The sequence below is a fragment of the Pseudomonas sp. PSE1(2024) genome (genome assembly GCF_050990555.1).
GTDB lineage: Bacteria > Pseudomonadota > Gammaproteobacteria > Pseudomonadales > Pseudomonadaceae > Aquipseudomonas > Aquipseudomonas aphyarum.
In genome coordinates this window covers 3256639-3276453 of the sequence record NZ_CP158967.1, presented here as the reverse complement: position 1 = coordinate 3276453, position 19815 = coordinate 3256639, and the positions used below count along the sequence as shown (strand labels likewise).

General features: G+C 61.2%; 14 protein-coding genes and 1 tRNA gene. 8 read left to right on the top strand and 7 right to left on the bottom strand.

Going from position 1 to position 19815, the window contains the following annotated elements:
* Window positions 1–11 precede the first annotated feature (11 nt).
* Complete coding sequence (locus ABTV87_RS14735; RefSeq protein ID WP_085603662.1) at window positions 12–527, top strand: cupin domain-containing protein; 516 nt, start codon at window positions 12–14, stop codon at window positions 525–527.
* 199 nt (window positions 528–726) lie between these two features.
* On the opposite strand, the gene ABTV87_RS14730 is transcribed toward ABTV87_RS14735, so the two are convergent.
* Complete coding sequence (locus tag ABTV87_RS14730; protein ID WP_085603664.1) at window positions 727–1338, bottom strand: dTMP kinase; 612 nt, start codon at window positions 1336–1338, stop codon at window positions 727–729.
* 148 nt (window positions 1339–1486) lie between these two features.
* On the opposite strand from ABTV87_RS14730, the gene ABTV87_RS14725 reads away from it, so the two are divergent.
* From ABTV87_RS14725 to ABTV87_RS14715, 3 genes are all read left to right on the top strand, one after another.
* On the top strand, window positions 1487–2620 hold the full coding sequence (locus ABTV87_RS14725; protein ID WP_433897802.1) for an aminotransferase class V-fold PLP-dependent enzyme: 1134 nt from the start codon (window positions 1487–1489) through the stop codon (window positions 2618–2620).
* Window positions 2621–2890: 270 nt separating this feature from the next.
* Complete coding sequence (locus ABTV87_RS14720; protein ID WP_433897801.1) at window positions 2891–5296, top strand: glucose/quinate/shikimate family membrane-bound PQQ-dependent dehydrogenase; 2406 nt, start codon at window positions 2891–2893, stop codon at window positions 5294–5296.
* Window positions 5297–5380: 84 nt separating this feature from the next.
* Complete coding sequence (locus ABTV87_RS14715; protein WP_221533280.1) at window positions 5381–6679, top strand: carbohydrate porin; 1299 nt, start codon at window positions 5381–5383, stop codon at window positions 6677–6679.
* 67 nt (window positions 6680–6746) lie between these two features.
* Here the strand turns inward: ABTV87_RS14715 and ABTV87_RS14710 are convergent, their stop codons facing one another.
* On the bottom strand, window positions 6747–8942 hold the full coding sequence (locus ABTV87_RS14710) for an OsmC domain/YcaO domain-containing protein (protein WP_221533281.1): 2196 nt from the start codon (window positions 8940–8942) through the stop codon (window positions 6747–6749).
* Between the two features lie 177 nt (window positions 8943–9119).
* Here ABTV87_RS14710 and ABTV87_RS14705 point away from each other — a divergent pair, with 177 nt between their 5' ends.
* Window positions 9120–11741, top strand: a complete 2622-nt coding sequence (locus ABTV87_RS14705; RefSeq protein ID WP_258711729.1) for a bifunctional diguanylate cyclase/phosphodiesterase — start codon at window positions 9120–9122, stop codon at window positions 11739–11741.
* A 99-nt stretch (window positions 11742–11840) separates the two neighbouring features.
* Window positions 11841–13124, top strand: coding sequence for an OprD family porin (locus ABTV87_RS14700; protein WP_258711728.1), 1284 nt, complete (start codon window positions 11841–11843; stop codon window positions 13122–13124).
* Between the two features lie 7 nt (window positions 13125–13131).
* Here ABTV87_RS14700 and ABTV87_RS14695 read toward each other — a convergent pair.
* From ABTV87_RS14695 to ABTV87_RS14675, 5 genes are all read right to left on the bottom strand, one after another.
* Window positions 13132–13227 (bottom strand) — tRNA-Sec (locus tag ABTV87_RS14695).
* 6 nt (window positions 13228–13233) lie between these two features.
* Entirely contained in the window at window positions 13234–15144 is a 1911-nt protein-coding gene (gene selB / locus ABTV87_RS14690) for a selenocysteine-specific translation elongation factor (RefSeq protein ID WP_433899861.1), read from the bottom strand.
* On the bottom strand, window positions 15141–16547 hold the full coding sequence (selA, locus tag ABTV87_RS14685) for an L-seryl-tRNA(Sec) selenium transferase (protein WP_433897800.1): 1407 nt from the start codon (window positions 16545–16547) through the stop codon (window positions 15141–15143). The genes selB and selA overlap by 4 nt, the downstream gene beginning before the upstream one ends.
* 51 nt (window positions 16548–16598) lie before the next feature.
* A complete protein-coding gene (locus tag ABTV87_RS14680) occupies window positions 16599–17279 on the bottom strand; it encodes a DUF3313 domain-containing protein (RefSeq protein ID WP_433897799.1) in 681 nt (226 codons plus the stop codon).
* Window positions 17280–17296: 17 nt separating this feature from the next.
* Window positions 17297–17608: a hypothetical protein gene (locus ABTV87_RS14675; RefSeq protein ID WP_007951398.1), complete on the bottom strand. Its 312-nt coding sequence runs from the start codon at window positions 17606–17608 to the stop codon at window positions 17297–17299.
* 150 nt (window positions 17609–17758) lie between these two features.
* Between ABTV87_RS14675 and ABTV87_RS14670 the strand changes: the two genes are divergently transcribed.
* Both ABTV87_RS14670 and ABTV87_RS14665 read left to right on the top strand, forming a co-directional pair.
* Window positions 17759–18484 (top strand): response regulator, encoded by a 726-nt coding sequence (locus tag ABTV87_RS14670; RefSeq protein ID WP_433897798.1) that lies wholly within the window; start codon window positions 17759–17761, stop codon window positions 18482–18484.
* Entirely contained in the window at window positions 18481–19812 is a 1332-nt protein-coding gene (locus ABTV87_RS14665) for an ATP-binding protein (protein ID WP_433897797.1), read from the top strand. The genes ABTV87_RS14670 and ABTV87_RS14665 overlap by 4 nt, the downstream gene beginning before the upstream one ends.
* The last annotated feature ends 3 nt before the right edge of the window (window positions 19813–19815 follow it).

Sequence of the window (19815 nt, the reverse complement as noted above, 5' to 3'; positions counted from 1 at the left end):
TGGAGCAGGTCATGAATCCACGCCTGATTACAGCGTCAAACCTGATCGCATCACTTGACCTTGAACCTCACGTCGAAGGCGGATTCTTTCGCAGAACCTATCAGGCAGACCACCGGGATATGCTCGAAACCACCGGCGGGCCGCGTTATCTGATGACGTCGATTTACTACTTGCTGACAGAAGAATCGCCAGTGGGTCAGTTCCATTTCAATCATTCCGACATCCTGCATTATTTCCATCTGGGCGATGCCATTGAATACAGCCTGATTCATGCCGACGGTTCACTGCAAACGCTGGTGATGGGCAGCGACGTTCTGGCCGGACAACAACTGCAATTGCACGTACCGGGCGGAATCTGGAAAGCGTCCAGATTGCTGAATGGCGAGAACGGATTTGGCTTGATCAGCGAAGCGGTTTCACCAGGATTTGATTTCGCGGATATGGAAATGGGGAATCGGCAGAAACTCACAGCGCAGTATCCACAGCATCGAGCGCTGATTGAAAAGCTGACGCGTGACGAGGATTGAGAGCAGCACATTTCAAATAGAGCGATAAGCGGGCATCAAGGATCAGGCCATTTGAGAGCGATGCTAGAGATTGAAATGGTGTGCGCAACCGGGCTGACTTCGTAATACTTTGTTACGTGTAATGTATATTATGTTAAATGATGTGTCTGAGCGGAACTTTACCAATCCCTACCGAAACCTCGGTGACCCACCTCGCCAATCAGCTAAACAATTCATAGATCTCAGAAACCACCTGCATCGTAGCGCCTTCGATCGTTCCTTCATTACGGCACAAAACCCAGCCGTGATCCGCAGCCGCTTGCTCAAACATCTCCGTACACGCGACATGCTCAGCGTGCTTTTGAATCACAGTACCGCCCAGTCCTCTGGATCGTGCCGTTGCCCTGGCCCATGAAATATCCGGCGTGGTGACGACTCCGACATGCAGGTCTGGCACCTGCACGTTTTGCTCGATATTCAACTGGAGAATCTCTGCAAACGAGACGGTATGGCGAAACGCGGCGTCAGACGGATACCAGCGATCGATCAGGATAATGCTGTCCAGCGGTTGTTCAGTCAGCACGTGCCGGGAGATCCAACTGCGGCTCTCAGCAAAGCGCTGACACACAGCCCACTCCAGGTCCCGGGAGGGATTTCTGGCAAGTTCGTTAACGAGGGCCATGGTGGCGCCCCGGTAAGGATCGCTTTTTCTCTCGCAAAGCCGGATGACTTTCTTGTTGTCGGCCCTCAGTACTGCCGTGACGGCTTCCAATAATGTGGTTTTGCCGGTTCCTTTTGGCCCATCCAGAGAAATAAACAGCGGACGATTCATTTTTCACACAACGATTGAGGCATTGGTGACCACTCTATCTTCATTTCTGTAATTCAATCAGCTCATCCCTGCCCTTTGCCTAGACTTGCTTCCCAATAATGTTCGCCAGACCTTTTGACTGCCAGGGAATCACATAAGGAGCCACCCCATGTCAAAGCTATATCCCGGAATCGATCCTGAAGGGCTTATCGAGTACTCAGTGGTTTACACCGACCGCTCGCTCAATCACATGTCGCAGTCCTTTCAAGCAGTGATGAGGAACATTTCCCAGACCCTGAAACAGGTCTACAACGCCGAGGCGGTTGCGGTGGTTCCGGGCAGCGGCACATTCGGCATGGAAGCGGTGGCACGCCAGTTCGCCACCGGCCAGCAATGCCTGGTGATACGCAACGGCTGGTTCAGTTATCGCTGGAGCCAGATCCTTGAGACGGGCAACATCCCGGCGGCTGCTACGGTGCTGAAAGCCCGACCGGTCGAAACGGGTCGCCAGGCTGCCTACGCCCCGCCCCCTCTGGACGAAGTGCTGGCAGCCATTGCGGCTTCGAGGCCGCAGATTGTCTTCGCCCCCCACGTTGAAACCTCATCAGGAATTATCCTGCCCGACGAGTACCTGCGGGCCGTCGGCGACGCCGTGCATGCGGTGGGTGGGCTGTTCGTGCTGGACTGCATCGCTTCCGGCACGCTTTGGGTTGATATGCACAAGTGCGCCGTCGACCTGCTGATCAGCGCACCGCAAAAAGGCTGGAGCGCCTCCCCGTGCTGCGCCTTGGTGATGTTCAGTGCTCTGGCCCTTGAGCGCATCGAGCAGACGCAAAGCACCAGCTTCGCCTGCGACCTGAAAAAGTGGCTGCAGATCATGCAGGCCTACGAACAGGGCGGGCATGCCTACCATGCGACCATGCCCAGCGATTCCCTCGCGCGGTTCAACGATGTAATGAAAGAGACGCAAGCCTACGGTTTCGAAAAGGTCCGCGACGAACAACAGGCTCTGGGCGATCGGGTGCGCGCCATGTTGACCGGCAAAGGCTTCAAAAGCGTGGCCGCAGCCGGTTTTCAGGCCCCAGGCGTCGTGGTGAGCTACACCGATGATGCCGATATCAAAAACGGTAAGAAATTTGCCAGCCACGGTTTGCAGATCGCCGCCGGGGTGCCGTTGCAATGCGACGAACCGGCTGACTTCCAGACTTTCCGTATCGGTCTGTTCGGACTCGAAAAGCTGCACAACATCGAGCGTACGGTCAGCACCCTTGAGCAGGCACTGGATGAGGTGATGGTTAGCTAAGCCCTCACCTCGCCCGCAGCCAATACCGTTCCCGCCGATTCTGTCCGGCGGGAACCAACAAGCCTGATCAACCTGTCATAAATTCCATATCTTCTGGCAAATAGAAGACTTTTCCACCGTTCCAATAGTCGCTGAGGATCCGCGATGACAAGGCCAGCGTCGATTCGTCGCACCATTTAGCGCCAAAACCCCTTTCATTCTGATTTAGTGATTTAACTAGGTAGTTACCTAACTATATAATGCCCTCCTCATTTCAACGGGACATTCAACGTGAAGCAGAGTCAACGCCTCTCGGGCATATCAACATTCATTCTGGTCGGGCTGGGCGTGATCATCGCCCTGCTCGGCCTGGCACTGGCCGCTGGCGGTGTGAAATTGGTCAGCCTGGGAGGCTCCTGGTACTTCCTGGTGGGTGGTCTGGCGATGGCCATTTCCGGTCTGCTGATTGCACGCCGCAAGCCCGCCGGCGCCTGGCTGTTCGCGGCGTTCCTGCTGGGGACGGCGATCTGGGCAGTCATCGACGCAGGGCTGGTGTTCTGGCCGGTGTTCTCGCGTCTGTTCATGTTCAGCGCCGTGGGCCTGGTGGTCGCACTGGTCTATCCACTGCTTAAACGCGCCAATGGCGACGTTGCGGGCCGTGGTGCCTACGGTGTTGCCGCTGTTCTGGCGGTTGGATTGGCGGTAGCTGCCGGCAACATGTTCGTCGCGCACCCGACCGTCGCCCCTACCGGTACTGGCCCGGGCCTGACGCCGGTCGAGCCGGAAAAGGCGCAGAAAGACTGGGCGCACTACGGTAATACCGAGGGCGGCAGCCGCTTCGCCGCGCTGGACCAGATCAATCGCAGCAACGTCGACAAGTTGAAAGTCGCGTGGACCTACCACACCGGCGACATCGCCGAGAGCGATGGCAACGGCGCCGAAGACCAACTGACTCCGCTGCAGATCGGCAACAAAGTCTTCATCTGCACCCCGCACAACAACCTGATCGCGCTGGATGCCGACACCGGCAAAGAACTCTGGAAAAACGCGATCAACGCTCAATCCAAAGTCTGGCAGCGTTGCCGTGGCATGGCGTATTTCGACGCCAGCGCCGCCGTCGCCAAACCGGCCAGTTCGCCGGTTACCGAGACCCCGGTCGCACCCGCCGCCAACTGCACACGCCGTCTGCTGACCAACACCATCGACGCCCGCCTGATCGCGGTCGATGCCGACACCGGCGAGTTCTGCCAGGGTTTCGGCAACAACGGCCAGGTCGATCTGAAGGCCGGTCTGGGTGATGTTCCGGACAGCTACTATCAATTGTCCTCCGCGCCGCTGATGGCCGGCACTACCGTGGTGGTTGGCGGTCGTGTGGCCGACAACGTGCAGACCGACATGCCGGGCGGCGTGATCCGTGGTTTCGACGTGATGACCGGCGCGATGCGCTGGGCATTCGACCCGGGCAATCCGCAGGATAAAAAGGCACCGGCAGACGGCAGCACCTACGTGCGCAGCACGCCGAACAGCTGGGCGCCGATGTCCTATGACCCGGCGACCAACACGATCTTCCTGCCGATGGGCAGCTCGTCCACCGACATCTATGGTGTCGAGCGCAGCAAACTGGATCACACCTACGGCGCCTCGATCCTGGCGCTGGACGCCAACAGCGGCGAAGAAAAGTGGGTCTACCAGACCGTGCACAACGATCTCTGGGACTTCGACCTGCCGATGCAGCCAAGCCTGATCGATTTCACCAAGGACGGTAAAACCGTGCCGGCGGTGGTGATCGGCACCAAGGCCGGGCAGATTTACGTGCTCGACCGTGCCACCGGCAAACCACTGACCGACGTTAAAGAAGTACCGGTCAAGGCGTCGAACATCCCGAACGAACCCTACTCGCCAACCCAGCCGAAATCGGTCGGCATGCCGCAGATCGGTGCCCAGCACCTGACCGAATCGGACATGTGGGGCGCCACGCCGTACGACCAGTTGCTGTGCCGGATCGACTTCAAGTCGATGCGCTACGACGGGCTGTACACCGCGCCGGGTACTGACAAATCCCTGAGTTTCCCGGGCTCGCTGGGCGGCATGAACTGGGGCAGCATCTCGACTGACCCGGTGCACGGCTTCATCTTCGTCAACGACATGCGCCTGGGTCTGTGGATTCAGATGATCCCGTCGCAGAACACAGGCAAGGCAACCTCTGGTGGCGAAGCGTTGAACACCGGTATGGGCGCCGTGCCGCTGAAAGGCACGCCTTACGCAGTGAACAAAAACCGCTTCCTGTCGGTCGCCGGCATTCCGTGCCAGGCCCCGCCGTTCGGTACGCTGACCGCCATCGACATGAAAACCCAGAAAGTCGCCTGGCAAGTTCCGGTCGGCACCGTTGAAGACACCGGCCCGCTGGGCATCCGCATGCACCTGCCGATCAAGATCGGTCTGCCAACCCTCGGCGGCACGCTGTCGACCCAGGGCGGCCTGATCTTCATCGCCGGCACCCAGGACTTCTACCTGCGCGCGTTCAACAGCGGCAACGGTGAAGAAGTCTGGAAAGCGCGTCTGCCAGTCGGCAGCCAGGGCGGCCCGATGACGTATGTATCGCCGAAAACCGGCAAGCAATACGTGGTCATCACCGCTGGTGGCGCTCGTCAATCGACCGACCGTGGCGACTACGTGATGGCGTACGCCCTGCCGTAAACCGCAGCGCCCTCCTTCACTTCACTTGTGCGCGGCACCTTCGGGTGCCGCGTCGTTTCATGTCCTTCGCTCTGGATTTCAGCAATGTCATTGGCTGTTCGCTTTTCCCACGCCGGGGTCTTCACCGGCATGCTGTTCGGTCTCACCTGCGGCGCTGCCCTGCCCGCCCTCGCCGATACCGATTCGAACGTGTTCACCCGCAACACCCTGACCGGCGACTGGGGCGGCCTGCGTCATCAGCTCGATGAAGATGGCATCAAGTTCACCGGCGACTATACCGGCGAAACCGCCTACAACGCCGACGGCGGCCTGCATCGCTCGGCGCGTTATTCGCAGAACATCAAGCTCGGTGCGCAGTTCGACCTGAGCAAACTGTACGGCGTCGACAACGCCGGCAAGATCCAGTTGAGCATCAACGACCGACGCGGCAACAGTGCCTCCGAAGATCTGGTCGGCAACCGTCTGCCGATCCAGGAAAACTACGGCGGCCTCTACACCCGCCTGACCGAGCTGAGCTACGAGCGCAGCCTGTTTACCCCGGCGCTGAACGTCAAGCTCGGCTACATGGCCATGGGCAACGACCTCGGCGGCCTCGACAGCGGCATCCTCTGCAACTTCATGAACGCCGGTTTCTGCGGCCATCCGCTGAACATGTCCGGTGGCAGCGGCTGGACCAACTACCCCAACGCCCACCTCGGTGTGCGGGTGAAATATGACCTCTCCCCTGCCTGGCAACTGCGCGTGGCCGCGTTTAACGTCGACCCGGAAAGTAACGGCAACTCCAGCCGCGCCTGGCACCTGGGCCCGAAACACACCACCGGCACCGTGGTGCCGATCGAGCTGGTCTACAAGCAGGCAGGCAAACTGCCCGGCGAGTACAAGGTCGGTTATTACTACGACAGCTCCGACGTTAAACGCATCGGCAGTGACAAGGAAGTGTCCGGACGCGGCGGCCACTACGTCCTGATCGACCAGGCCGTCTGGGCCTCGGACACCTCCGAAGGCCGCAGCCTGCACGCCTTCGGCCAATACTCGGCGGCCAGCGAAGCAGCCTCGCCGTTCAGCAAGTGGTACGGCACCGGCCTGGTGCTGTACAAACCGTTCGAAGGCCGCCCTCGCGACACCGTTGCCCTCGGCTACGGCCGCGCAGTACCGAACCCGCGCAGCCGCGATGTGCAGCAAGACGCCGCGCTGGACAATGGCGCAGCGTTTCCAAACCTGGACAGCGCCGAGCAATTGATCGAACTCGGTTACGGCTATCAGGCCACGCCTTGGCTGACGCTGCGCCCGAATATGCAGTACATCATCGAGCCGGGCGCGTTTTCCGGGAAGGACATCGACAATGCATTGGTGTTTGGATTGCAGGTGAAAGCCGCACTCTGACACCAACATTTGCCGACCACAAAAAAAGCACCCGAAGGTGCTTTTTTTGTGGGTGCCGCCAAACGAATCAACCCGCGAAGTTGGCCCGCGCTGCGTGCAGTTTCTTGTAGCTCTCGATCAGACGCAGGTGCCGATCCAGCCCTTCCAGCTTCATGCTGGTCGGCGTCAGACCGTAGAAGCGCACGCTGCCGTTGACCGAACCGATCGCCGCATCCATGCGTTCGTCGCCAAACATGCGGCGGAAGTTGGCTTCGTAGTCTTCCAGCTCCAGATCTTCGTCCAGCTCCATTTCCAGCACCACGTTGACCGCTTGATAGAACAAGCCGCGCTCGACGGTGTTGTCGTTGTATTGCAGGAAGGCTTCGACCAGATCCTTGGCCTGCTCGTACTTCTGCAAGGCGAGGTAGATCTGCAGGCGCAGTTCGAGGATGGTCAACTTGCCCCATGGGGTGTTGTCGTCGAACTCGATGCCGATCAGCGTGGTGATGTCGGTGTAATCGTCCAGTTCGCTGTGTTCCAGGCCTTTGGCGAGGTTGCGCAGACCGACTTTGCTCAGGTTGTGCAGGTTGAGGATGTCGGCACGGAATTGCAGCGCTTTGTTGGTGTTGTCCCAGATCAGGTCTTCTACCGGATAGATCTCCGAATAGTCCGGTACCAGAATGCGGCAAGCCTTGGCGCCGATGTGCTCGTAGACCGCCATGTAGACTTCCTTGCCCATGTCTTCGAGGATGCCGAACAGCGTCGCGGCTTCTTCGGCGTTGGAGTTTTCGCCGTTGCCGGAGAAATCCCACTCGACGAATTCGAAGTCGGCCTTGGCGCTGAAGAAACGCCACGACACCACGCCGCTGGAATCGATGAAGTGCTCGACGAAGTTGTTCGGCTCGGTCACGGCCTGGCCCGAGAAGGTCGGCTGCGGCAGATCGTTGAGGCCTTCGAAGCTGCGGCCCTGCAGCAACTCGGTAAGGCTGCGTTCCAGCGCCACTTCGAAGCTCGGGTGCGCGCCGAACGAGGCGAACACGCCGCCGGTGCGCGGGTTCATCAGCGTCACGCACATCACCGGGAATTCACCGCCCAGGGACGCGTCCTTGACCAGCACCGGGAAGCCCTGCTCTTCCAGCGCCTTGATCCCCGCGAGGATGCCCGGGTACTTCGCCAGTACCTCTTGCGGCACGTCCGGCAGGGCCATTTCGCCTTCGAGGATTTCGCGTTTGACCGCCCGCTCGAAGATCTCCGACAGGCACTGTACCTGGGCTTCAGCCAGGGTGTTGCCGGCGCTCATGCCGTTGCTGAGAAACAGGTTTTCGATCAGGTTGGACGGGAAGTACACCACCTCGTTGTCCGACTGGCGCACGAACGGCAGCGAGCAGATGCCGCGCTGGGTGTTGCCGGAGTTGGTGTCGTACAGGTGCGAGCCGCGCAGTTCGCCGTCGCGGTTGTAAATGCCCAGGCAATATTCGTCGAGGATTTCCGCAGGCAACTCGTCTTTGGCGCCGGGCTTGAACCAGCGCTCGTCCGGGTAATGCACGAACTCGGCATTGGCGATGTCTTCGCCCCAGAACTGATCGTTATAGAAGAAGTTGCAGTTCAGCCGCTCGATGAACTCGCCCAGCGCCGAGGCCAGCGCGCCCTCTTTGGTGGCGCCCTTGCCGTTGGTGAAGCACATCGGCGACTGCGCATCGCGGATGTGCAGCGACCAGACGTTGGGCACGATGTTGCGCCACGAAGCGATTTCGATCTTCATGCCCAGGTCGGCCAGAATCCCCGACATGTTGGCGATGGTCTGTTCCAGCGGCAGGTCCTTGCCGGCAATGCAGGTGCCCGCGCCGGACGTGGAAGCCGGCATCAGTAGCGCCTGGGCATCCGCGTCGAGGTTCTCGACTTCCTCGATCACGAACTCCGGCCCGGCCTGCACCACCTTCTTCACCGTGCAACGGTCGATGGAGCGCAGGATGCCCTGGCGATCCTTCTCGGAGATGTCCGCCGGCAGCTCGACCTGGATCTTGAAGATCTGGTTGTAGCGGTTTTCCGGATCGACAATGTTGTTCTGCGACAGACGAATGTTTTCGGTCGGGATATTGCGGGTGCTGCAGTACAACTTTACGAAGTAAGCCGCGCACAAGGCCGACGACGCCAGGAAATAGTCGAACGGACCCGGTGCAGAGCCATCGCCCTTGTAACGGATCGGTTGGTCGGCCACCACCGTGAAGTCATCGAACTTGGCTTCGAGTCGGAGGTTGTCGAGAAAATTGACCTTGATTTCCATGCGGGTTACCAGAATAGCGGGCTAAACAAATTGGCCGCCATTATCCGGCTTTTGAGCGTGAAGTCTTGTGCTTTTGCGCAACGGGGCCTGAGTGGTCAGACACCTTTGGCGAACTTCTGAACATCTCGAAGCTGAAGATGTTCTAGATTGAAGAAGTACCGGATCAAGGACGAGCAAATGGACATCTCCAGCCGTGCGACGTCGTTACCCACCCTGCAAGGCTCTGTTACCCGGCGCCTGGCCATTGCAGTGGGCGCGCTGTTCATTGCCGGAGTGATGGCGGCGACCGCTGCGTTGCTCGGCATTGCTACTCAACTGGATGAGGATGACGTCAACGACGTGCGGTTCTATTCGGCCCGGGCGCTGGAAAACCGGATTACCGCATCCAAGAACTACATCACCAGTTACGCCTATTGGACGACAGCGTATGAACGTTTGAGCGGTACGGTCGACACGAACTGGGCGTACACCGAGCAGAACATGGGCAAGACCCTGTTTACCAGCGACGGCTATGACGGTCTGTTCGTGCTGGATCGGGAACGCACCAAATACGCCGTCGTTCGCGGGCAAATGCTCGATGCGCAAATGCCCCAGTTCCTTCAGCTTTCGGCGAACAGTCTGGTTGAGCAAGTGCAGAGTCAGCCCGACCTGACCAAGCCCGTCAGTACTTATTCATTGTTCGAAGACTGGCCGGCGCTGGTCACCGCAGCGGCGATCCTTCCCAACGATGAGCGTCCGGTGGGCGAACCACAAATGACCTCGGTGCTGGTATTCGTCGACAAGCTGACGCCCACCAAGTTGCGCAAGATCGGCAGCGGGTACGGGCTGAACAATCTGTCGCTGGCTCCGGACGACAGCATCGACCCGGGCCAGCCCCGCGTCCCGCTGGACAGCACCGGATACAGCCTCGTTGCGGATCTGGAGCGACCGGGCCTGCATCTGCTTTGGTCGTTGTTGCCCACCCTCGGCTCTGCTTTGATTGTGTTGATGGCGCTGACAGCCTGGTTCTTTCGCCATGCGTTGCGTTCCTCGCGCTATGTCGATAACAGCTTTGAAGCGATGCAGGCCTCGAATCAGGCACTGCTGGCGTCCAACCGCGCACTGGAAGCCAGCGAGGAGCGCTTCCGGGCGGTCGCCGAAGCGGCGTCCGACTGGATCTGGGAAGTGGATGAAGCGTTGTCCATCACCTATCTGTCGACCCGGTTCAGTGCAGTCACCGGCTATCCGCAGGCCCAATGGATCGGGAAGCACATCGGGCACTTGCTTGTCTGCGACACCACTCCGCTGGATCTGTGGCTGAAGAAACTCGATGAGGAGAGCAACGCCAGCGACCTGCGCTGCACCTACCGTGACCGCAAGGAACAACAGCGCCACTGCCGCCTCTCGGCCAGGCCCATCGTAGAAAGAGCGGCAGTCGTCGGCTATCGCGGCACGGCCAGCGACATCACCGATGAAGTCGCCGCCCATGCGCAGATCCAGCATCTGTCCTTGCATGACGCGCTGACGGGACTGCCCAACCGCAACAAACTGTCGCGCTATCTGGACGACGCTCTGCTGCTCAAGGAGCACGCCCCGCCGGTGTCGCTGTTGATGATTGACCTGGACAATTTCAAGCCGATCAACGATTCCCTCGGCCACCCTGCCGGCGATGCGGTGTTGCAAGAGGTTGCCGGCCGTCTGCGCGAATGCACGCGTGACCACGATATCGTCGCCCGTCTGGGCGGTGACGAGTTCGTCGTTGTGCTCTGCGGCATGGACACGCATCAGGAGATCGACAGATTCTGCACACGCCTGATCGGCAGCCTGCATCAGCCCATCCACTTCGAACAGCAACCGTTGCACATCGGCGCCAGTGTCGGAATCGCCCTGAGCCGGCGTCACGGGTACGTGGCCAGTGAGCTGATCCGTTGCGCAGACATTGCGCTGTACCAGGCCAAATCCGAAGGCAAGAACACCTGGTGCTATTTCGAAGCGCACATGAGCGATCAGATCCAGACCCGCCGGCAGATGGAGGACGACCTTCGAAGGGCCCTGACGAACAATGAGTTCGTGCTGCACTATCAACCCCGATACAAGGTCGATGGCAAGGAAATCGTCTCGGTCGAGGCACTGGTGCGTTGGCAGCATCCTGCCAAAGGGTTGCTCGGGCCGGATTTATTCATTCCGCTGGCCGAACAGACAGACCTGATTGTTCCCTTGGGTCGCTGGGTCCTGCGTGAGGCTTGTGAAACGGCACTGACCTGGCCGGCGGACATTCTCCTGTCGGTCAACCTGTCACCTGCGCAGTTTGCGATCAGCGATGTGGTCGAAGATGTACGCGAAGTGCTGGTGGGTACTCGCTTCCCGGCCAGCCGGTTGGAGCTGGAAATCACCGAGAACGTAATGCTCAACGACACGGACGGCGCGTTGACCACCATGACCGCGCTCAAGGAACTGGGCGTGCGCCTGAACATGGATGACTTCGGCACCGGTTATTCCTCCCTTGGCTATCTGCGGGCCTACCCGTTCGATGGCATCAAGATCGACAAACGCTTCATCGCGTCCATCAGCACCGGCGCCAATGATCGTGCGGTGGTGCAGGCCATCATCGGACTGGGTAAAGCGATGGGGCTGACCGTGACCGCCGAAGGCGTCGAAACCGAGGAACAACTGGACATCCTGGGCAAGGATCAATGCAACGAAGTCCAGGGTTATTACATGAGTCGCCCTATCGACAAGGCGGCCTTCGCCAGTCTTCTGCAAACATCAAGAGCCGCGGCGGTCGATCCTTCCAGACAGCGAAAAGGCCGGGTGACCTGAGGACGCTGACTCAGCACATCCGCTCAATCGCGGCGCGACTGTTTGCTTCAGTATCCGGCGACTTCCATCACGGCCGGTCACTGACACATGAAAGGTTTCATGCAACCGCGTTTCGCCCTGGCACTGTTGTATTGCGCAATGGCCGACTCGGCATTCGCCAGCGGTTTTCTCGACGACGCCAAGACCGAAGTGCTCAGCCGCAACTTCTACCTGAGCAACGACTACCGCTCGCCCTCTCCCGCCGGGAAAAACTACAAACAGGAATGGGCTCAGGGGTTTATCGGCACTTTCGCATCCGGTTTCACCGAAGGAACCGTTGGATTTGGCCTCGATGCCCACGCCTTTTATGGTCTGAAACTCGATGGCGGCAAAGGGCACTCCGGCACGGGACTGTTGCCGGTGGACAGTGACGGCCGTAGTGAAAGCGACTATTCCAGCGCCGGTGGTGCGCTGAAGTTGAAGACTTCGACGACCACCCTCGCCTTCGGTGAAATGACCGTGGAAACGCCGGTGTTCGACACCTCGGACAAGCGCCTGCAACCGGAATATGCCACGGGGTTTCTGCTCGACAGCCGCGAGATCGATAACGCGCGCGTTGTGGCCGGGCGTTTCACGACGTTCAAGAATCAGGACAGTTCTTCCGGCAAAGGCGACTTTCAGGGCTATGGCGCCAGCACCCAAGGCGAAAGCATCAGCTTCATCGGCACCGACCTGTTCAGCGACAGCCCGGTGGGCGGTGCGCTGTATGCGTCCGACCTGAGCGACACCTGGCGCCAGTACTACGCCAACCTGCATTTCAAACAGTCCGGTCTGCTGCTCGACGCCAACGTCTACCACACCCGCGACACCGGTCAGGCACTGGCCGGCGACATCGACAACACCGCGTTCAGCCTCTCGGGCAAATACACCTTCGGTGCCCACGCGGTGATGCTCGGCTGGCAACGCATCAATGGCGACACGCCGTTCGATTTTGTCGGTGGCGATTCGATTTACCTGGCCAACTCGATCAAATACGCCGACTTCAACGGTGCCCACGAGCGCTCCTGGCAAGCGCGCTACGACCTCGATCTCGGGGCCTTCGGCATTCCCGGGCTGAATTTCATGACCCGCTACGTCGCCGGCAGTCATATCGACGGCACCCACGCGCCCAAGGGCGGCGCCTATAACCCGTTTGACGCGGACAGCGGCCAATACCAGCCACAGCAAGGGGACGGCGGCAAACACTGGGAGCGCGACATCGATCTGCGCTACATCGTCCAGTCCGGCGCGGCCAAGGATCTGTCGCTGCAGCTGTCCCATGTTTCGCACCGGGCCAACAGCGCCCAGGCGGGCGATGACATCGACCGGATCTACGTGGTGATCCAGTACCCGTTGGGCTTTTGAGGGAAATTGGCGGAAGGCAGCCGGAGTCGAACCTGCCCGGGAACGGATGCCGTCCCCAACCGGGTTTGAAGCCCGGCCGCGCCACCGGGCGCGATTGCCTTCCTTGAACTCAGTCGGCGCCGGGGTTGGCCAGCGCACTGTCGATGCGGATTTGCCGGCCTTCGCCGGCGCGCCGGGTCAGGCCCAGCCGATCGAAGTATTCAAGGATCTGAATACTGCGCTTGCGTCCCAAGCCTAGCGCATCGCGGAATGCCGTGACTTCGATCTGCGGATTTTCTTCGGCCAGGCGCAGCAGCACTGCCGCCATTTGCCGCAGCGTGATGTCGGTGACAAACAGGTCGCGCACCACTTGATGCATCACGCCAAGGCGCGCCAGTTTGCGCAGCAGCAAACGCACGATCGCATCTTCCTGACCGACGACTTTCGCCACATCACGAACCCACGGCGGATCGAAACCAGCCTGCTCGAACAATGGCTGCAGCGCCTGCCACAGGGTTTCGTCGTCGGCGCTCAGGCGCACCTGATGATCTGGCAAATGCAGCCACGGGCCGCTGGCGACCAGTGAACCGGCGCCGAGCAGTTCTTCCAGCAGGCTGATGAAGGTCGCGCGTTCGAGGCTCAAACCGCTGAAACGCCGCAGACGGTCGCGGTCCGGGCCCATCTGATCGGGCTCCAGCTCATGAAAGCGCGCCAGCTGTTCCAGCAAAGTGAACTTGAGCATGCCCCAGCGCTGCGCATTGAACAGCACCGGGCCCTGACGGGTTTCGATCAGGCGAACGTTTTCCGGCAGTGACCAACTGTCACGCGGACGATTGAACTGGCGCTCCAGGCGCTGCGGATCGAGGCCGCTTTCGCTGTATTCCAGCAGCGTCGGCAAAGCCTGTTCCAGCTCGGAGCTGATCGCCAGCACACGCAGTTGCGCCAGCCGTTCCGGGCTGCGCCGTTGGCGGGCCGGGGCGAAAGGATCGAGCACACGCCCGCCGCCGAGCGTTCGCTGGGCGCTGGCGTCACGCAGGATCAGCGGATCACCGTGGACGCCGTGCACCGGGACGTTGGTCAGCAGTTGCGCAAACATGCGCTCGCCAGGTGCCAGGCTTGAACCCTCCAGCAAGGCGACCCGGGCGATCACGTCCTGCGTGCCGAGGTGCAGGTGCACTGGCTGGAAGTGCTGGAAAACCCGCTCGCCCGGCAGCAGCCGGAATTCGATGTCCAGCCGCTGGGTCGGTGCGTGCAGCCATTCGGCGAGCAACCATTGGCCGCGATGGATCTGCCCGAGTTCCAGACGATCCGCGCTGATGTTCAGGGCCACGCGCTGGCCGGCGAAGGCTTGTTCGGCGGCTTGATTCTGCGCATGCAGGCCCCTGACCCGCACGGTTTTGCCCGCCGGGCCGAGGCTGAGCTTGTCCCCCACGGCGACCGAGCCCGAAAGCGCCGTCCCCGTCACCACGATACCGGCGCCGGCGACGCTGAACGCCCGGTCGATGGCCAGGCGAAATCCGCCTTCGCGACTGCGCTCCTCGCTTTCTATTTGCTGCAACGCTTCGCGCAGCGCGTCGACGCCCTCGCCTGTCACGCTGGAAACCGTCAGCAGCGGTGCTTCGGCATAGGGCCCGGTTGCCAGCAGGCTTTCAACTTGCCGGCGAACCTCGTCCACCCTGCCCGCCTCGACCCGGTCGCACTTGGTGATTGCCACCAACGCCCGTGGAATGCCCAGCAGCTCGACAATCGCCAGATGTTCGCGGGTCTGCGGCATCACGCCGTCATCCGCCGCCACCACCAGCAACACCAGATCGATGCCTTGCGCCCCGGCCAGCATGTTGTGGGTGAATTTCTCGTGGCCCGGCACGTCGATGAAACCGGTCAGTCCGGCGCCGGGCGCCAGTTCTGCGTACAGATAACCGAGGTCGATGGTCATCCCGCGTTCGCGCTCCTGCGGGCGGCGGTCGCCGGTCTGCCCGGTCAGCGCTTCAAGCAGCGACGTCTTGCCGTGGTCGATGTGCCCTGCCGTGCCGACGATCACGTTGGCAACTGCCCGAGTTGCGCTTGCCACGCCGGTTCATCGTCGAGTTGCCGCAGATCTAGCCACAACGCATCGTCATCAATGCGTCCGAGCACCGGGATCGGCAAGGCGCGCAGCGCGGCTTCCAGATTCAGCAGGCAACGGCCGCGCAGGCGTTTCGATACTTGCGGGCGCAGACACAATGCTGCGCTTGGCAGACGCGCCACCGGTTGGCTGCCGCTGCCGATCATGCCCAACGCAGGCTCCGCCGTGACGGTCCAGCCCTCGCCCAGCAGTTCGGCCAAGGCCGGTTGCAGGCGTTCGGCCTGGACCAGAATCTCGGCTTGCGGGCGGGTCAGCAGGCGCAGGCTCGGCAAGCGCTCGGCCAGACGATCCGGGTCGCGATAGAGTCCGAGCACCGCTTCGAGTGCGGCCAGGGTCAGTTTGTCGACCCGCAAGGCGCGTTTCAGCGGGTTTTTCTTGATCTTCGCGATCAAGTCCTTGCGCCCGACGATCACCCCCGCCTGCGGCCCGCCGAGCAATTTGTCGCCGCTGAAGGTGACGATGTCGGCGCCATCGAGCAGCGCCTGACGCACCGTCGGTTCCGCTGGCAGACCCCAGCGGGTCAGGTCCAGCAGACTGCCGCTGCCCAGGTCTTCGAGCAGCGGCAGGTCATGCCGATGGGCCAATGTCGCCAGTTCGGAAGTCGGCACCCGGGCGGTGAAGCCTTCGATGCTGTAGTTGCTCGCGTGCACGCGCATGATCAGGCCGCTGCGGGGGCCGATTGCGGCTTCGTAGTCGCGGGCATGGGTGCGGTTGGTGGTGCCGACCTCGTGCAGGCGCACGCCAGCGCGGCTCATGATGTCGGGGATGCGGAACGCGCCGCCGATCTCGATCAGCTCGCCCCGGGAAATGATGCCTTCCTTGCGCGCGCCGAGGCTGTTGAGGGTCAGCAGCACGGCGGCGGCATTGTTGTTGACCACGGTCACGGCTTCGGCGCCGGTGAGTTCGCGGATCAGGCCTTCGATCAGGTCGTCGCGGTCACCGCGCTTGCCGCTGGCCAGATCGAACTCCAGATTCAAGGGGTAGCGTGCCGCGAGCTGCACCGCGTCGATGGCTTCTTCGGGCAACAAGGCGCGCCCGAGGTTGGTGTGCAGCACCGTGCCGGTCAGGTTGAACACCCGACGCACCTGGCTGCGCTGCTTGAGCGCAAGACGTTCGGCAACCCTTCCCGCCAGCGCTTCAGGGCTGATTTCAACGGCGGTCAATTGCCCCGCCACCACCGCTTCGCGCAAGTCATCCAGTAACTGGCGAAACCCCGTCAACAGCGCCTCACGCCCATAACGCTCGGCCAATGGCTGGCACGCGGGGTGGCGCAACAGGCTGTCAATCGACGGTAACCGCAGGGCAACACTCACGGACATCAGGCACTCCCGAAATCGAAATACGCCTGATGATGTTAGACCACCCTGCTTCTAGCGCAGCGCGGCCCTCTGAACCGGTACATAGGTTTGACTCAGGTCCGTGGCCCATCCATCGAGTACGGCTTTCACGTTATCGGGCGTCATGACCTGTTTGTCGTTTTCCAACGGTATTCCCTTGCCCTTGCGCACCACCTCGGCCACGACCTCCCCGGTCGAACCATCCTCGAAGGACACTTCCGTGGCGATCTCGCTGTCCCGGTCACGAATGCCGGTAGCGGTGCTCACCCCGGCCGCGACTAGCGTCACCGGCAGCCATTCATAAAAGCGCAGGCCCTGAGTACTGGCGGCAACCTGGGTGATGGCCGGTTTGACGATCAGCGTGTTCGGACCGGGTTTTGATGCCAGCGGCAGCACCTTGCCCAGCTCCAGCCTGAGGGCTGCGTCGTAATAATGCGTCACGCCCGACAAGGTACTTTGGGGAATGCGCGGCGAAGGCTGGGGCCGTGGATAGAACTGGCTCGGCGCCAGATAAACCTGGGTGTAGCGCCCCCTCGCCAATGTCGGGCTGACCCAGCTCAGAATCTTCTGCCCCGAAGCGGTCTGCCCTTCCTTGAGCACGCTGTAATCCCGTAGAAACCCGGCCTGCGGTTCGGTCGGAAGCTTCTTGCTGCTGCACGCCGACAGGCTGAGGGTGGCGGCAAACAACACGGCCAGTGAGCGATGGTTACTCATCGAGGGTGTTTCCTTTTTCAGGCGTGGACGTGGTTGTGCGGGGTGTTGTCGGAGCATTCGATGCGCAACTGGCCGTGGGTCATGATCCATTGGATGAATTCGGCGGTAGGAATCGTGTGCAGGTATTCGACCCAATGGGCCTCGGTCGGGCTGAACCGTTCGAAATAGCGGCGCAGAATCAACTGGCTCTGATCGTTGGCCAGCCCCAGGCACGTCTCCTGGAACAGGATCGGCGTGTCCGGGCCCGGTGCGGTGGTGCGCTGGGTCAGGATCAACGGACGCACGGCGCCATGGTCCCGGGTGATGTAGCCGCTGTTCATGTCCTTCATGTTGAGCCCCCTTGGTTGGAAGGCGTGCAGAGTGCCTGCGGATGTTTGCCCGACGATGTCCGGCTGATGTCCGCGCTGAAGGAATGTTGCAGGATTGAAATATATGACCGGCGAATCGAAATGGTTTTAGATGCGCTTCTTTTTGGGTTCATGGATTGCGTAAACGTGAGCAGATTGCTGATCGTCGATGACGACGGGGAAATTCTGTCCTTGCTGAAGAAATTCTTCGTTCAGCACGGCTATCAGGTCGATGTCGCCGCCCATGGCGAGGCCATGTGGGCGGCCATTGCGCAGGCGCGGCCGGACACGATCATTCTCGACCTGATGATGCCCGGCGAGGGAGGCTTGAGCCTGTGCCAGAAGGTCCGGGCGCAGATGGGCATCCCGATCATCATGCTCACCGCCATGGCCGAACTCAGCGACCGCATTGTCGGCCTGGAACTGGGCGCCGACGACTACCTGACCAAGCCCTTCGCCCCACAGGAACTGCTGGCCCGGGTGCGCGCCCTGCAACGTCGGGTCGGTGAGAGCACGCCGTCCGGCGCCGAGCCTTCACGGCCGGTCATGGCCTTCGCCGGTTGGCATCTGGACATCACCTGCCGCGAACTGCGCTCGCCCGAAGGCGTGATGATTCCGATGTCCGCCGGCGAATTCGACCTGTTGCTGGTGTTGCTCGAACATCCGCAACGCATTCTGACCCGCGAACAACTGATCGACCTGACCCACGGCCAGGGCCACGACGCCTATGACCGCAGCATCGACGTGCAGATCAGTCGGCTGCGGCGCAAGATCGAACCGGACAGCAAACGCCCGGACCTGATCCGCACCGTGCGCAACGGCGGCTACATGTTCACCGCCAAGGTCAGCCGCTCATGATCGGCCGGATGCTGCGGCGCGACACCCTCAGTCGGCGGATTGCCCTGACGATCGTCGCGGCGATGCTCGCTTCTCTGCTGCTCAATGCGCTGTTCGTTCAGGTTGCGGGGATCTGGGCCCGGCCGCCGATCGAGCGCACCGGGCTGCTGGAACAGATTGCCGCCACCACCCGAGTGATCGAGGCAGCGCCGGCAAACTTGCGCCCGCAACTGGCCAGCGCCGCCAGCAGCCCGATGCTTGAAGTGCTGTGGAATCCCCGTCGGGTCGACTTCGGTCTGCCGGGGGAAGGCGAACAGGTCGAGACTGGAAAAGTGCCGGCGCTGCGGCAGTTGCTTGGCGATGACCGACAGATCGACGTATTCAACCCCGATGACTGGCCCGCCGGCAGCCCTCGCGCGCATTACATGGCGCTGGTGCGGTTGGCGGACAACAGCTGGTTGTCTTTCACGCCGCCGGAGCGCAGTTGGGGCCTGAGCCTGAACGTGCGGATTGCCGTGATCGTTGCCCTGGGACTGGTCGCCACGCTGCTGGTCGCCTGGCTCGCCACACGGCAACTGGCCCAGCCGTTACAGCGCTTTGCCCATGCCGCGCGGCGTTTCGGCGGGGACCTGAAAGCGCCGCCGATCCATCTCGAAGGCCCGCACGAAATCCGTCAGGCCATCGTCGCCTTCAACACGATGCAGGCGCAGATCCAGCATTTCATCGGCGAACGCACGCACATGCTGGCCGCCATTTCCCACGACTTGCGTGCGCCGCTGACCCGGATGCGTCTACGCAGCGAATTCATGGAAGACCTCGACCATCAGGGCAAACTGATCCGTGACATCGAGGAAATGCAATCGATGATCAACGCCGCCCTGGCGTTCTTCCGGGAAGATACCCACCTGGAGCAATCCACCGCGTTCGATCTGTCGGAGTTGCTGCAAACCATCGTCGATGACTACCGCGATCAGCACCTCGACATCGGTTTCATAGGTCCGGCACATGTGGTGTATGACGGCCGGCCGCTGGGCATCAAACGGGTCATCGTCAATCTGCTGGATAACGCCGTGAAATACGGACAGCGCCCGAGTGTGGTGCTCAGTTGCGATGACGCATCGATTCGCATCGAGGTCATTGACGAGGGGCCGGGGATTCCCGAGGACGCGCTGGAGCGGGTGTTCGATCCGTTTTTCCGTCTCGAGACCTCGCGCAACCGCGACACCGGTGGCGTCGGGCTCGGTCTTTCGGCGGCACGGGGAATCATTCGTGAACAGGGTGGCGAACTCAGTTTGCGCAATCGCCGCAGCGGCGGCTTACGCGCACGGGTTGAATTGCCCCATCGCTGAGGG

Coding starts and splice junctions, on each gene's coding strand:
- ABTV87_RS14735 (WP_085603662.1), top strand. CDS start 12: ATGAATCCACGCCTGATTACAGCGTCAAACCTGATCGCATCACTTGAC.
- ABTV87_RS14670 (WP_433897798.1), top strand. CDS start 17,759: ATGGATTGCGTAAACGTGAGCAGATTGCTGATCGTCGATGACGACGGG.
- ABTV87_RS14710 (WP_221533281.1), bottom strand. CDS start 8,942: ATGGAAATCAAGGTCAATTTTCTCGACAACCTCCGACTCGAAGCCAAG.
- ABTV87_RS14675 (WP_007951398.1), bottom strand. CDS start 17,608: ATGAAGGACATGAACAGCGGCTACATCACCCGGGACCATGGCGCCGTG.
- ABTV87_RS14700 (WP_258711728.1), top strand. CDS start 11,841: ATGCAACCGCGTTTCGCCCTGGCACTGTTGTATTGCGCAATGGCCGAC.
- ABTV87_RS14680 (WP_433897799.1), bottom strand. CDS start 17,279: ATGAGTAACCATCGCTCACTGGCCGTGTTGTTTGCCGCCACCCTCAGC.
- selA (WP_433897800.1), bottom strand. CDS start 16,547: ATGTCCGTGAGTGTTGCCCTGCGGTTACCGTCGATTGACAGCCTGTTG.
- ABTV87_RS14665 (WP_433897797.1), top strand. CDS start 18,481: ATGATCGGCCGGATGCTGCGGCGCGACACCCTCAGTCGGCGGATTGCC.
- ABTV87_RS14730 (WP_085603664.1), bottom strand. CDS start 1,338: ATGAATCGTCCGCTGTTTATTTCTCTGGATGGGCCAAAAGGAACCGGC.
- ABTV87_RS14715 (WP_221533280.1), top strand. CDS start 5,381: ATGTCATTGGCTGTTCGCTTTTCCCACGCCGGGGTCTTCACCGGCATG.
- ABTV87_RS14725 (WP_433897802.1), top strand. CDS start 1,487: ATGTCAAAGCTATATCCCGGAATCGATCCTGAAGGGCTTATCGAGTAC.
- ABTV87_RS14705 (WP_258711729.1), top strand. CDS start 9,120: ATGGACATCTCCAGCCGTGCGACGTCGTTACCCACCCTGCAAGGCTCT.